Origin of the sequence: Mycobacterium sp. (assembly GCF_035570115.1) — a bacterium.
Classification (GTDB): Bacteria; Actinomycetota; Actinomycetes; order Mycobacteriales; family Mycobacteriaceae; genus Mycobacterium.
In genome coordinates, this window is record NZ_DATMLH010000259.1 from 1 (window position 1) to 13,701 (window position 13,701).

Annotated in this window: 14 protein-coding genes and 1 pseudogene; 11 read left to right on the top strand and 4 right to left on the bottom strand. The window is 59.0% G+C overall.

Annotated features, from left to right (window positions below):
* The 8 genes from VNW74_RS24295 to VNW74_RS24330 form a co-directional block, all read left to right on the top strand.
* A partial coding sequence (locus VNW74_RS24295) for an LLM class flavin-dependent oxidoreductase (protein WP_325681579.1) occupies positions 1–598 on the top strand: 598 nt, incomplete at its 5' end.
* A 43-nt stretch (positions 599–641) separates the two neighbouring features.
* Positions 642–1,370 carry an acetoacetate decarboxylase family protein gene (locus VNW74_RS24300; protein WP_325681581.1) on the top strand — a complete coding sequence of 243 codons (729 nt, stop codon included), beginning with the start codon at positions 642–644 and terminating at the stop codon, positions 1,368–1,370.
* The gene (locus tag VNW74_RS24305) at positions 1,367–2,572 is read left to right on the top strand and encodes a cytochrome P450 (RefSeq protein ID WP_414686763.1); all 1,206 of its coding nucleotides are present in this window, start codon (positions 1,367–1,369) and stop codon (positions 2,570–2,572) included. Before VNW74_RS24300 ends, VNW74_RS24305 begins: the two co-directional genes overlap by 4 nt.
* A 536-nt stretch (positions 2,573–3,108) precedes the next feature.
* Complete coding sequence (locus tag VNW74_RS24310; RefSeq protein ID WP_325681583.1) at positions 3,109–4,431, top strand: UDP-glucose/GDP-mannose dehydrogenase family protein; 1,323 nt, start codon at positions 3,109–3,111, stop codon at positions 4,429–4,431.
* Between the two features lie 43 nt (positions 4,432–4,474).
* Positions 4,475–5,434, top strand: a complete 960-nt coding sequence (locus VNW74_RS24315) for a UDP-glucuronic acid decarboxylase family protein (RefSeq protein ID WP_325681585.1) — start codon at positions 4,475–4,477, stop codon at positions 5,432–5,434.
* Positions 5,435–5,498: 64 nt separating this feature from the next.
* Positions 5,499–6,188 (top strand): ABC transporter ATP-binding protein, encoded by a 690-nt coding sequence (locus VNW74_RS24320; protein WP_325681587.1) that lies wholly within the window; start codon positions 5,499–5,501, stop codon positions 6,186–6,188.
* Positions 6,175–6,963, top strand: coding sequence for an ABC transporter permease (locus tag VNW74_RS24325; RefSeq protein ID WP_325681589.1), 789 nt, complete (start codon positions 6,175–6,177; stop codon positions 6,961–6,963). The genes VNW74_RS24320 and VNW74_RS24325 overlap by 14 nt, the downstream gene beginning before the upstream one ends.
* Positions 6,964–7,020: 57 nt before the next feature.
* Positions 7,021–7,680 carry a class I SAM-dependent methyltransferase gene (locus VNW74_RS24330; RefSeq protein ID WP_325681591.1) on the top strand — a complete coding sequence of 220 codons (660 nt, stop codon included), beginning with the start codon at positions 7,021–7,023 and terminating at the stop codon, positions 7,678–7,680.
* 63 nt (positions 7,681–7,743) lie between these two features.
* On the opposite strand, the gene VNW74_RS24335 is transcribed toward VNW74_RS24330, so the two are convergent.
* Together VNW74_RS24335 and VNW74_RS24340 are read right to left on the bottom strand one after the other, a co-directional pair.
* Positions 7,744–8,535, bottom strand: a complete 792-nt coding sequence (locus VNW74_RS24335; protein ID WP_325681593.1) for a hypothetical protein — start codon at positions 8,533–8,535, stop codon at positions 7,744–7,746.
* 103 nt (positions 8,536–8,638) lie between these two features.
* Positions 8,639–10,780, bottom strand: coding sequence for a glycosyltransferase (locus VNW74_RS24340; protein ID WP_325681595.1), 2,142 nt, complete (start codon positions 10,778–10,780; stop codon positions 8,639–8,641).
* A gap of 292 nt (positions 10,781–11,072) precedes the next feature.
* Between VNW74_RS24340 and VNW74_RS24345 the strand changes: the two are divergent.
* Positions 11,073–11,177: pseudogene (locus VNW74_RS24345) on the top strand (LLM class F420-dependent oxidoreductase); the annotation flags it as partial.
* A gap of 37 nt (positions 11,178–11,214) precedes the next feature.
* On the opposite strand, the gene VNW74_RS24350 reads toward VNW74_RS24345, so the two are convergent.
* A complete protein-coding gene (locus VNW74_RS24350) occupies positions 11,215–11,976 on the bottom strand; it encodes a class I SAM-dependent methyltransferase (protein ID WP_325681597.1) in 762 nt (253 codons plus the stop codon).
* Positions 11,977–12,140: 164 nt separating this feature from the next.
* On the opposite strand from VNW74_RS24350, the gene VNW74_RS24355 reads away from it, so the two are divergent.
* Positions 12,141–12,950, top strand: a complete 810-nt coding sequence (locus VNW74_RS24355) for a hypothetical protein (RefSeq protein ID WP_325681599.1) — start codon at positions 12,141–12,143, stop codon at positions 12,948–12,950.
* A gap of 100 nt (positions 12,951–13,050) precedes the next feature.
* Here VNW74_RS24355 and VNW74_RS24360 read toward each other — a convergent pair whose 3' ends face one another.
* Positions 13,051–13,266 (bottom strand): hypothetical protein, encoded by a 216-nt coding sequence (locus VNW74_RS24360; RefSeq protein ID WP_325681601.1) that lies wholly within the window; start codon positions 13,264–13,266, stop codon positions 13,051–13,053.
* Between the two features lie 72 nt (positions 13,267–13,338).
* Between VNW74_RS24360 and VNW74_RS24365 the strand changes: the two genes are divergently transcribed.
* Positions 13,339–13,536, top strand: a complete 198-nt coding sequence (locus tag VNW74_RS24365) for a hypothetical protein (RefSeq protein WP_325681603.1) — start codon at positions 13,339–13,341, stop codon at positions 13,534–13,536.
* The last annotated feature ends 165 nt before the right edge of the window (positions 13,537–13,701 follow it).

Below are 13,701 nucleotides of genomic sequence, written 5' to 3' on the forward strand. Positions count from 1 at the left end.
CGCAACGGGTCTGGGCAAGCCGCTCAAGCCCATCACCCACCCGCTGCGGTCCGACATCCCGATCATGCTGGGTGCCGAGGGGCCGAAGAATGTCGCGTTGGCCGCTGAGATCTGCGATGGCTGGCTGCCGATCTTCTACACGCCACGGATGGCCGACACCTACAACGAGTGGCTGGACGAAGGGTTCGCCCGCCCGGGCGCGCGCCGCAGCCGTGAGGACTTCGAAATCTGTGCGACCGCCAACATCGTTATCAGCGAAGACCGCAGCGCCGCGTTCGCGGCCATGAAGCCCTATATCGCCCTGTACATGGGCGGGATGGGCGCCGAGGACACGAACTTCCACGCCGACGTGTACCGCCGGATGGGCTACGCCGAGGTGGTCGACGACGTGACGAAGCTCTTCCGCAGCGGACGCAAGGACGGCAAAGAACGAGCCGCCGAGATCATCCCGGACGAGGTCATTGATGACGCGGCGATCGTCGGCGACGTGGACTACGTGCGTAAGCAGATCAAGGCCTGGGAGGCCGCGGGCGTCACCATGATGGTGGTGTCTGGTCGCAGTACCGAGCAGGTCCGCGAGCTGGCGTCGTTGATCTGAGCCGGTCCTTGCGGCTGGCTAGAACGCGTTCTAGATTGACCGGATGACAGCCTCGCAGCACACCATCGCCGGCACGGTGATCACCATGCCGGTGCAGATCCGCAAGGCAACACAGCACATGGCGATGTTCTCGGTGGACGCCGACGCCGCTCAGCACCTCATCGACTACAGCGGCTTGCGGGTCTGCCGCTACCTGCCCGGGCGTGCGGTCGTGGTCTTGATGTTGATGCACTACATCGACGGCGACCTGGGCCAGTACTACGAGTTCGGCACCAGCGTGATGGTCAACCCTCCCGGCGCTCCCCCTGACTCCAAGCGGGGTGGCCTACGAGCCCTGCAGTCGGCCGGCGCCTTCATCCATCACCTGCCCGTCGACCAGGCGTTCACGCTTGAGGCGGGGACCAAGATCTGGGGCTACCCGAAAGTCATGGCGGACTTCACCATTCGAGAAGGCCGTCGGTTCGGGTTCGATTGCACTGTCGACGGGCAACTGGTCCTGGGCATGGACTTTCGTCCCGGCCTGCCGATTCGGCTGACCCCGCGCCAGCAGGCGCAGCGCAGCTACTCGCACCGCGACGGGGTCACCCGCGAGACCGCCTTCGAGCACACGCTGGACGGTGTGCGCACACGATTCGGTGGCGTCCGGGTCAAGCTGGGCCAGCATCCTTATGCGAAAGAGTTGGCGTCGCTGGGCCTTCCGAAGCGCGCGATGCTGTCCAGTTCTGCTCACCAGGTACAGATGACATTCGGCGACGCTCAGGAGATCTCATGACAGTGACTTCAATGACCAAACCGGATGTCGATCTGACGGACGGCGCTTTCTACGCGGGCGACTCCCGGGCGGTCTACCGCTGGATGCGGGAGAACGAGCCGGTGTTCCGGGACCGCAACGGGTTGGCCGCCGCTGCCACGTACCAGGCTGTCATCGAGGCAGAACGCAAACCCGAGCTGTTCTCGAACGCCGGCGGCATCCGGCCCGACCAACCGGGCGTCGAGATGATGATCGAGATGGACGACCCGCAACATCTGTTGCGCCGCAAGCTCGTCAACTACGGGTTCACCCGCAAACGGGTGAAAGACCTGGAATCCAAGATCACCTCGCTGTGCGACACATTGATCGATGCGGTGTGTCAGCGCGGCGAGTGCGACTTCGTCTGGGACCTCGCCGCGCCCCTGCCGATGGCGGTCATCGGGGACATGCTCGGTGTGCGTCCGGAGGACCGCGAGATGTTCCTCAAGTGGTCCGACGACCTGGTCAGTACCTTGAGCAGCACTGCGGCCGAAGAAGACATGCAGGTCACGATGAATGCCTTCGCCGCCTACACCGAATACATGAACGGGATGATCGCGGCGCGCAAGGAGCAACCGACCGACGATCTGGTCAGCGTCCTGGTGCATGCGGAGGTCGAAGGGTCACGGCTGGAGGACCACCAGATCGTCACCGAGGTCCTGCTGCTGTTGATCGGTGGTGACGAGACCACCCGTCACACGCTGTCCGGCGGGACCAGGCAGCTGCTGCAGCACCCCGATCAACACCAGCGTCTGGTCAACGACCTGGAATTGCTGCCCAACGCGATCGAAGAAATGCTGCGCTGGACGGCGCCGGTGAAGAACATGGCCCGCACGATCACCGCCGACAACGACTTTCACGGCACCCAGTTGCACCAGGGCGAGAAGATGATCCTGCTGTTCGAGTCGGCGAACTTCGACGAAAAGGTCTTCGACGATCCGGACGCCTTCAACATCGAGCGCTACCCGAACAACCACCTCGCGTTCGGCTTCGGGACGCACTTCTGCCTGGGCAACCAACTCGCCAGGCTGGAGCTGTCGATCATGCAGGCCCGCCTACTGCAACGCATTCCGGACATGCGGCTGGCCTCGGATGCCGCGCTGCCGCTGCGGCGGGCGAACTTCGTGTCCGGTCTGGAGAAGATGCCGGTGGTCTTCACCCCGAGCGCGCCGGTACTCGGCTAACAGCCGGAGACCGTGTGGCCTAGGGGATGACCCGCAATTGTGTGCTGTTCGGGTCGAAGATCACAATGCGCTTGTGCGCCCGGTCGGTAACACAAAAGTATTCGTCTGGCAAAGGCAACGCCATGTGGGCGGGTGACCAGAACCGCGTCACATTGCGGCCGAATCCCTCGGCCACCCAGATTGCGTAAAGACGGGCAAGGCTGCGACGTAGATGAGAGCATGGGGCATGGAGCCCGTTTGCTGTATAGGTACGGCGCGCTTCCCGGCAAGCGTGTACGCGCCGACTGCTCCACATTGGTCCGTCAACCACCGGAATTCCTTATCGCCTTCGACCACAAGGGTCAACTCGTGCGCGCCTCGGAAGATGCCTCCCCCTGCCTGCCTGAGCTCTCCCGAAGGGTCGAAGATGTGAAACCTGGAGTTGCTGGGGCAAAGACGACAACACAATCCGCACGCAATCGGGGTCTGCATCAGACCACGCGAGAGACCGTCGCTTTAGTCGACAACAATGTCGTGTGAACACGGGCGGATCTCAGATGCGGATAGCAGTGATTGGAACCGGTTATCTGGGCACAACCCATGCTGCCTGCATGGCACAAATTGGCCACGATGTGCTGGGCGTGGATATCGACCCGGGCAAGGTAGCCAAGCTCCAGTCCGGTGAAGTGCCCTTCTTCGAACCCGGCATCGACAACCTCGTGAGAGACAACCTGGCATCCGGGCGCCTCCGCTTCACCGACTCTTTCGTGGAAGCGGCCGATTTTGCGGATCTGGTGTTTCTTACGGTAGGCACGCCACAATGCGAAACGGGTTTGGCCGCGAACTTATCGTACTTACATGCGGCGATCGATGCGCTGTCTCCACACTTGAATCGACCAGCTCTAGTCGTGGGCAAGTCGACCGTACCGGTGGGCACGGCGGAGCGTTTGGCAAGGCGCACGCGAAGCTTGGCGCCTGCCGGTGACGACATAGAACTCGCCTGGAACCCGGAGTTCCTCCGCGAAGGTTTTGCCGTGCACGACACTCTGCACCCTGACCGCATTGTCGTAGGTGTGGAACACGCCCACGAGAACCGGGCAGCGAAAACGCTGGCAGAACTATACCGTCCGTTATCGGCCAATAGTGAGATCCCGTTTTTGGTAACAAGTCTGGCGACCGCCGAGTTGGCCAAAGTGGCGGCGAACGCCTTTCTCGCCACAAAAATCTCGTTCATCAACGCGATTTCTGAAGTGTGCGAAGCTACATCCGCCGATGTGACCATGCTGGCCGGCGCAATCGGGGTTGATAAGCGCATAGGGCGGGAGTTCCTCGATGCCGGCCTGGGTTTCGGCGGCGGATGCCTTCCGAAAGACATACGTGCCTTCACGACCCGCGCGGACGAGCTGGGCCTCGGTGATGTCGTCACATTTTTGCAGGTCGTCGACAACATCAATATGAGACAACGCGGCCGTGTAATCGATGCGACTCGCGAAATTTGTGGGTCCCTGGTTGGGACGAGAGCGGCGGTTCTTGGCGTTGCCTTCAAGCCGAACTCAGACGATGTTCGTGATTCACCGGCACTGGATGTGGCTGGGCAATTACAGCTACAGGGGGCCATTGTCAGCGTGTTCGATCCAAAAGCCATGGACAATGCCCAACAGCTATTCCCGACGCTCAACTATGCGTTGTCGACCGTCGAAGCATGCAAGGAGGCCGATGTGGTTCTCATTCTCACCGAGTGGAATGAATTCCGGAAACTGCAACCAGAAAAGCTTGAAGCGGTAACCAGGTCGAAGCGTATCATCGACGCTCGTAATTGCCTTGACCCGCAGCCCTGGCGGGCTGCCGGCTGGAATTACCGAAGCTTCGGGCGTCCATGATGCTGCCACAGACAAATCAGGCGCAACCACAGGGGGAAGACTCATGAGAGTCCTCGTTACCGGTGGCGCTGGATTTCTCGGATCGAATCTGTGCGATCTGCTGGTCGCCAGGGACCACACTGTTGTATGCCTTGACGATCTCTCAACCGGCTCCCGCGCCAACATCGAGCATCTCAGTACATCTGCTGAATTCTCTTTCATCGAGGCGAGCGTCCTTGAGACGATTGATATCGAGGGCAGATTCGATGGTGTAGTTCACCTCGCCAGCCCTGCATCGCCATTTGCGTACCTGGACAGACCTATCTTCACGCTACGGACCGGGTCGGAGGGAACACGGAACGTACTCGATTTCGCCATGGCCAAATCCGCTCGCTTTATCCTCGCGTCAAGTAGCGAGGTTTATGGTGAGCCCCTCCTCCACCCGCAGCCCGAAGAATATTGGGGCAACGTCAACCCCGGCGGACCGCGAAGCGCCTATGACGAGGCTAAGCGTTATGCAGAAGCTTTGACAACGGCCTACCGCACGTCCTGTGGTGCAGACACAGGAATTCTGCGTATCTTCAACACCTACGGACCTCGGATGCGGTCAGACGACGGGCGTGTTGTTCCGTCTTTCATTGACCAGGCCCTGAATTCCAAACCCTTGACCGTTTTCGGAGACGGAACCCAAACGAGAAGTCTTTGCTATGCGGACGACTTGGTTCAAGGCATCCTGGCGATGCTGGAGGCCGACGACCCGGGGCCAATCAACCTCGGCAATCCGGTGGAGCTTACCGTTCTTCAGATCGCTGAATTGGTGATCGAGCTAGCGGGCTCACTTTCCCCACTAGAGTTTCATCCGCTGCCGCAAGATGACCCGACCCGTCGGCGGCCCGATATCACGAGAGCGCGTGATCGGCTTGGATGGCACCCTCAGGTCTCGGTACATGAGGGGATTGCGCGCACTATCGATTGGCATGCCAAGAAACTCCGGGAAGTCAGGCGTCGTGAACGCGCATCATGACCCAACCCGGGTCGAGGTTAGGCACCTGACGAAGACGTTTGGGACGTTTCGTGCCGTAGATGACGTGTCATTCTCCGTGTGCGAAGGGGAAATCGTCGGCCTTGTCGGTCCGAATGGAGCGGGCAAGACGAGTATCGTGCACATGCTGACCGGGTTGATTACGCCAAGTGCCGGGACTTTTTTGTTGTTCGGCAAAAGCCTGAACACGGATCGCGAGCATATACTCCAGAGATTAAACTTCACCTCGCCATATGTCGCATTTCCGGCGCGTATGACGGTACGCGAAAACCTGGCGGTTTTCGCCCGTATCTACAATATACGTAATTCATCGAAGAAAATTGACCAGTTGCTTGATCGATTCGCGATGGGGAAACTCCAGAATAGCCCGATAGCACGACTCTCCTCCGGCGAGGCGGCGCGCGTCGGCTTGTGCAAGGCGTTCCTCAATAATCCCGAATTGTTGTTATTAGATGAGCCGACCGTCTATCTTGACCCGCTGATCGCACTCGAAGTTAGAGAGGTGTTGCTGGGTCTTCAACGGAGCCATGGCACGAGTATCATCTATACGTCACACGATATGGCCGAAGTTCAGCGGATATGCAGTCGAATTATGTTTCTTAACCAGGGCCGGATTATTGCGAGCGGGAGTCCGATCGAGGTCACCCGCCGCATTTTGGCGGAGCACCGGGACGAGCCGGCTCTCGAAGAAGTCTTCATCCGAATCGCGAGGGAACAAAGAGATGCGGCGCCATAGAATCGAAGCGATCATCCTGCGACACCTATATGAATTGCGGCATAATACCAATCACCTGATCAATACCGTATATTTTCCGGTGGTGAATATCGTGATGTGGGGCTTTCTAACCATCTACCTCACAAACCACCAACGTCTGCAACCGGGCCTTATCAGCGTGTTACTTGGAGGGATCGTTTTGTGGGGGTTTTTCAATGGATTCCAACGCGACATGGGACAGGCATTTCTCGAAGACTTCTGGACGCGCAATCACATCAACCTATTCACTTCACCGCTGAGCGTAGGGGAATACGTTTCGGCTCTGATCTCGGTGAACTTGATCAAGGCCATAATTGGGCTGACACTAGAATCCGTGATTGCGCTGCTCTGCTATCACTTCAATATCGTCCCGTTGCTGATCGAGTTCATCCCCTTCATTGCGGTGCTGATGTTCTTCGGCCTTGCAATCGGTATCGTGATCACCAGCCTGATCCTCCGTTATGCATCGAAGCTCGAGGGCCTGGCATGGAGCTTTGCTGGTCTGTTGATGCCCTTTTCCTGCGTGTTCTACCCGTTGAACACGCTGCCGGTGTTCCTTCATCCACTCGCCCTGGCGTTACCCACAACTCATTCCTTCGAAGCAATGCGGCAGGTGATGGCGGGGCAAGGATTCCCGATGGCGGACCTTCAATGGGGTCTCGCACTGGACCTCGTATACCTGGCACTCGCCGCGCTGCTATTCCATAGGATGTTCGAGTCGGCTCGAGCGCGGGGTCTTCTGATCAGGACGGAGTAGCCAGAGTCCCGGAGTTACCCCAACCATTTCAGAAGCGGCCATCCTGATATGAACAACATGAATCCGTACTGGCGAGAGCTGACCGCGTCTGAGTTACTGCGGAAGGAGCATCGCGGCTTCGTGGGCGGGCTTTGGGACGAGATCGGACGGCTCCAGTTCGATTTCATGATTTCCAGGGGGCTGACGCGCGAGTCGAAGCTGCTGGACGTCGGCTGCGGCGCCCTGCGGGGCGGCGTGCATTTCATCCGCCACCTGGACGACGGCAACTACTACGGGATCGACATCAACAAAAGCCTGCTGGAAGCCGGTCACCAAGAGCTGCGGGAAGCGGGTTTGGCCGGCAGACGGGTTCACCTGCAGCGTACCGAGCAATTCGACGCCAGCGGGTTCGGCGTCCAGTTCGATTTCGGCATCTCAATCTCGCTGATCACGCATTTGCATGCGAACCAAATCATTTACTGTTTTTTACAGATGCGGCGAGTGATGCACGAGCATAGTTCATTCTATTTTTCCTATTTTGAGGTGCCCGAACTGCTGCTCTCAGATGCGTATACACAGCCCCGGGGGGACGTCGTGACACACTTCCTATCCGATCCTTTTCATTACACGCGCGACCAGATTGAGTATTTCGCGCGTTCCGCGGGACTGAAGCCGCGCTGCCTCGGAGACTGGAAGCACCCGAGGAGCCAACAGATGCTGGAATTGCGCTTGACTTAGCGGTGGTTCAAAGCCGCCGGCACCGAAGATCAGGCGAAGGCCTGCCGCAATACCGTAAAGCAGCTAGATATTCCGCTCAGGTATGACGGACTCATTGTCAAGCAATCGCCTGGCGGCATCTTCGATCTGCTTCCACTCCGACCAGAACGGGGAGCGGTCAGGTCCAACGCGGTCTGTGGCAAGTCGGCTCAGGCAGAGGTAAGCCTTTTGTACTAAAAGGCTAAGATGCGGAACAAAGTCGCGGTCGAGCCGGCCGAATTGACTATGGCGCAACCCGGGGTCAAGATAGTCGGTAACAAAGTCGTCGATTTCTGCGGAATTCGCAGCGGCCGGTGGGATCTCTAAAGCACGTCCGATACGCAGAAGTTGACCCCGCGGGTCGTCCATAAGTAAGTCATAATCGGTAACAACAAAGGGCTTTTGCTTGATCATGTTTAGATATGGAACCATATGAGCAAGCCAGAGGGAATGTGCGAGGGCAGGGTCGAATACGTCCGGTTGGCGCGCAATCAAAGACTCGGCAACGCTCAACGGATTCCGGATGACGACTACATAGGAATCTTGCACTCCGAGGCGCTCGAGCACCGACCACCAGAATGGAAGTAGTCGAATTGTGCGCGGATCCTTGAATCCCCAAAGCGGATGCGATGAGAAATTCTCTCGGACGTGTTCGATTGCCTCCAGTCGCATCGCCTCGATTTCGGGCTCCTGCCATTGGGCGTCAGTAAGAAGATCGGGACGCTCCCACTTAAGGCCGAAGGCACTCAGCACTCGCTGGTTGAGATCGACGACATTTCGATCCTCCCAATAGCCCCGAGGATTATCGAATTGCGGGTCAACGAAGTCGTCACCCATGTAGATGCCTAACGCCTTGATCCCGCAGGTGACCAGGCTCGTTCCGGCCCTGTGCATACCGAGGACCAGAACGCCGCGTGATGATGGCATGTCAGATGGCAACCTATCCGGTTACCGGGGGACCCTGTTCTCCCCGGGAAAGTGGTTTGCCCACCAGCGCATCCTGGTCGAACTTCATGCCGTGACCAAGCAGTAAAGATCGCGAAATTGCCTGCTCGACCTTAGCGTCTACTTTCCGGCCGGGATCAGTGTATGGTCGCACGCTCCGAATGGAGTTCGCGATAGAATGCACCAAACTCTCCCGATCGAGGTCTAGGCGGTACCAGACAAAGACATCCGGAATCGTCTCAATCTGAAAGCCCAAGAACGCCGCCTTGACAAAAAACTCCCAGTCATCCAGGGTCGAGATCGCTTCATCGCTGAATCCGCCGGCGGCATCGAAGGCATCGCGTCTGACGAGGGCATTTGTGCTGCCAAAGCAGTTTACAAATGCGCCCGTAGCGACGTCGCCTCCGAGAAATGGTCGCTGCGAATCCTCCATCCGATCTTCTGGCGATTCGCCGGAAGATCCCTGGAAAAAGCTGATGGATGAGGTGACAATGGGAACGTCCACCTTTTGCGCAACCAGCACAAAGGCGGAGAGAGCGCTCGAGGGCAACAGGAGCGTGTGGTCATCGATGAAGAAGAGGTACCTGCCCTTTGCTTCTCGTGCGGCGGTGTTTCTTCCCGCGCCAATCTCCCGACTTCGCTGACGAATTTCCCTAACATTGATGCCCTCGAGGTCGGGCGACTCGGCCGACGAGCTCTTTTCGTGCGAGATATCAGTGCCGCACTCGACGAGAATCACCTCAAAATTGGGGTAGTCCTGTGCTTTGACCGAGGCGAGCGTAGCGGCGATCTTACTTTCGTTGGTGATGAACGGAAAGCAAACACTCACTAATGGAAAGTCGGGTTCTAGGTCAGAATCCATCCCGCCACTAGCAGACCGTACGTCCTTGGCGTGCCTTCGAACGTCGCGGTGCCAATTTGTCCATCGCCTCTCGTTGTCGGCAAATGAAATCGACGGGCGTGCCGAGATGGCACCACTGGCCAGCGCAACCCGGATTCGGTGTGCAAGAACATCCGGCCGTGGTTCGAAACAGACTTCTGCTCTGTCTTCCGGTGCGACTACTTCCGGGATCCCGCCGATGTTGCTCGCTAAAACCGGGATACCTGCGCTCACACATTCCAATACGGTATTGGGAAAATTATCCCCGAGGGAAGGGATCACAGCAAGGCGCCCATCCCCTTTGAGGTACTCAATAGCCCCGGCTTGAAACTTATTAGAAATCAGGCGCCAGGGGACGTTCCATTTCTTAGACCTGTCGCTGATATAGCCAATGCTCGAACGGCCGTAGATTTGGGTTTCTTTCCCCAGGAACGAGACCTCAAAGTCCTGGTTCTCGCCATTGGCGCAAAGGTAATCGATCGCGTCGCAGAAGAGCTTCAGACCCTTTCTGAGCTCAAGCCTTCCGAAAAATACTAGTTCCCGAACAGCATGGTTCATCTTCGGCGGGTCCGGATTTGTGGGAGTGACGCCGTAGGGACGAATGTAGGGTGCAACAAAGGTTTCCTGGGGAAGTTCCCAGTTATTGCGTTCCATCCATTCGAGGAGGTATTGGCTTGGGCTCACCACAGCGTCGGCGGCGGCGACACAGGTGCGTTCCATGTGATCAATTTCCAGCTCACCGAGATCTCGGAGGTAATCCTGGTTGCCCTCTTTCACCCAAAGTATCGGACCATGGGTCCCGATCACAAACGCCGATTTGGCAAATGCTAGGCCCTGCCGCTTCGCCAGGGTGCTATAAAAGCCGAGGCCCTGACACTCCGGAAAGTGGATTATGTCGAAATCGTGCTGATGCTCTTTCAGCCAAACGTACGTGTGGTAGGACACGCCAGCGGCCCAATTGGCGTGAATCGTCGGGGTATGGGGCATCGGAAGCGGTTCCAGCGTTATGCCCTTGTTGTCCCGGTAGTGTCGGATCCACTCGCTCATATTTCCGTCTGTCGGGTGATACCCCAGAAGAAATAGGACTGTCACGTCGTAGTTGGCGCGGACCAAGGCGTCGGCCAAACTCGTGTAGGCGGTGCCGATGCCGGCGTTTCTGGATGGTCCTTCGATTTCCCATGTAGCGATGCAGATGCGCGGTGACGAGGCGCCCTCAGCGACCTGGACTTCTGGCAGCGGGGGGAATTCAGTTTTCATGCACTTCCTCGGAATGAGTCGTGAGCCCGGGACATTGGGTTCCTTCATAGCAGAGGAAGGATCCGTGTACTGGCTAATCGTCGCTGCGGATTGATCGTCTAGACCAATACAAATTCTGGGCGGTACAGACAGGCTCGGCGCTGTCGGCTGGGCGGGCAAGGCCGCATAGGGCCGTGACGAGTTGGGAAATCTGTTGGGGGCGCCTTAGCGGCCCTTGAACTGCGGAGTGCGCTTCTCCTTGAAGGCTTTGTTCTCGTCCAGTCCTTCAGCCTCGCGGATCGCCCGCAGGATCGCCCGCCCGGGCGCGCGCCGCACCCGTGAGGACTTCGAGATCTGTGCGGCCGCCAACATCGTCATCACCGAAGACCGCAGCGCCGCGTTCGTGACCATGAAGCCCTCCTGTCGATCGGGCTTGCGCCGGACCTGTTTGGATCTCAGTGTTTTGCGACCACGATCATCCGCCGGCTGTCGACGGTGAGCCGGTTCTTGTCGTTGCTGTCGTCGGGCACATTGGTGTCGCCGTAACCGGAGATAGTGGTAAATCCGGTCGCGCGCAGCCAGTCGCGCAGCTCGGTGTAGGTGAACATTCGCGGGGAGTAGGAAATGTGGCGGGTACGGCCATCACGGATGGTGGTCCTCTCGCCCACCAATGTGCTGGTGAGCAGATCCAGCCGCCACTGGGTGATCACAAAGTTGCCGTCGCGTTGCATCACGGTCGAGGGCGCGAAGCGGCGGACGACGGCGGGATAGTTGTCCAGGTCGATCGCGAGCCAGCCGCCGGGCTTGAGCGCGGCCGCGGCCGAAGCGAGGACGTGCTGGTTTGCGACATCATCGAAGTAGCCGAATGCGCCCGACCAGTTGATGATCCGGTCGAACCGTCCGGTCCATGGCAAGTTGCGCATGTCACCGTGAACGTAGTCGACCGTGACGTCGCGAGCTTCGGCGTGTTGGCGTGCCAACTGCAGGAATAGGGGCGAAGAGTCCAAGCCGGTGACGCGGCATCCACGCTGGGCCAGTCGGTTGGCGATGCGCCCATGGCCGCACGCGAGGTCCAACACCTCCATACCCGGTGCCAGTTCCAGTAACTGCCAAATCAATTCGGTGTCGGAGTCAGCGCCAGCTTCGAGCTGTTCGCCGTAGAAGTACAAGTAGTCCTCGTCAAAGAAACCCTCAACATCGAAGGTGGGCTCGGACATGACGCTCCGTTGGCTATATCGGGTAAATGACAGGGTAACGCGGTAGTTGCTTGTGGTGCCTATCGGTCCGAATGAGCGGCCGGAACGACATAGATCGGTAACATGCTCAAGGATGTGGTATTCGTTTAGCGCCGCGCAACGCGCCACCTGTTGGGGATTCCGAAGTGACTGAGCGGCTCAGCGCAGAACAGGTCGATCAGTTTGTCGAGCTCGGCTTCTGCACACTGCGGGGCGCGTTCACCCCGCAGTGTGCCGTCGCGGCGCGCGATCTGGTGTGGGCGCGCATGGCGCAGAAGGCCGGAATCCATCGCGATGATCCGCGAACCTGGCCCGCCAGCTACGACATCGAAGAACACATCTACGCGCCGGCCGTGCAGGCCTGCTTCACCGACGCACTCGCCGAGGCCATCGAGACGCTTCTTGGACCGGGGCGCTGGAGGGGCATTCGCGAGTGGGGCTTCTGGCCGGTGAATTTTTCGTTCGGTGCAGATGCGAGCGATGCCTTCCCCACTGAGGGCTGGCATATCGATGGCAACTGGTTCACGCACACGCTCGACGCTCCGTGGCAGGGCCTGCTCCTCATCGGCCTGTTCACCGATGTCGCGCCCGGCGGCGGGGGGACCGCTTTGGCGCTGGGATCGCACAAAGCGACCGCGCGCACGCTGGCGCGCTATCCGCAGGGGATCGCGCATCGCGACTTGTTTGACGAGGTGCTGCGCGAGCCGATCGGGAATTTTCATGAGATCACCGGAGCGGTGGGCGATGTGGTCCTCGGACATCCGTTTCTTTTTCACACCCGCGGCTATAAGCGCAGCGGCCCACCGCGCATCATCAGCAACACCGAGGCGGGGCTGCTCGCCCCGATGAATTTTGACCGGGCCGACGGCAATTACTCCATTCTCGAGGAATCGATCCGTCACGCGCTGCGCTCGGCGCCCGACGAGCTGCGCCGAGCCAAACTGTGCCGCTTTTGATAGCGAGCATGCCGAACACCGGCAAAAGCCCAACAGACAGATAGTCCGGTCGAGTCGCGGCCGCCGTGCCGGCACAACACGGCTGCGCGTCTTGCCTGGATCACCCGGGAAGATACGCCCCTTCCCGAGCCGGTCCACAGATTTGACGCAATGCTCCGGCCTGCGTCAACTTCCGCATCATGGCGTTGTAGTTCTGCGTCGGTTCGTCTTCGGCTGCCGACGGTATGGCCGCGAGTTCGAAGAACCAATCGGGGCCGCGGTCAGGCACGTGCTTAGCCGCGTCGTGGAGATCCTGCGGCGATATGCCAACGCTCACTGGGCATTTATATTGTTGGCGTAGCGAGTCACGCTGAGCGGCATGGCATTTCGGTATGACTATTGAGAGGACGTGATAGCGCTTGGTGCGCTGGCAGTCGACTCCCGGGTCGAAGTCGTTGGCTATCCCGCCAACGGCGGCGCCGAAGGTGATGGCTATGCGAGACGGCGTGCGCGTATCAGCGTCCTTGAGCAGTGGGGCTATCCATGGGAAGTGGCAGAACGCATGGACGTCTGGCACGTAGTGCACTCCGCATTGGCAGTGCGGTGAGGGTGGTTCGTTGCCGTGTGGACATTTCGCTTCGACTGACAAGCTTGTCAACAAACCGCCCTCGAATGGTGCGACTAGGCGACTCCAGCTTGGCAGGACGCGCCATAGTCGGTAACCGAACCGCTGAGGATGTGTGTCGAGCAGCGTCACGATCTGACTTATTTT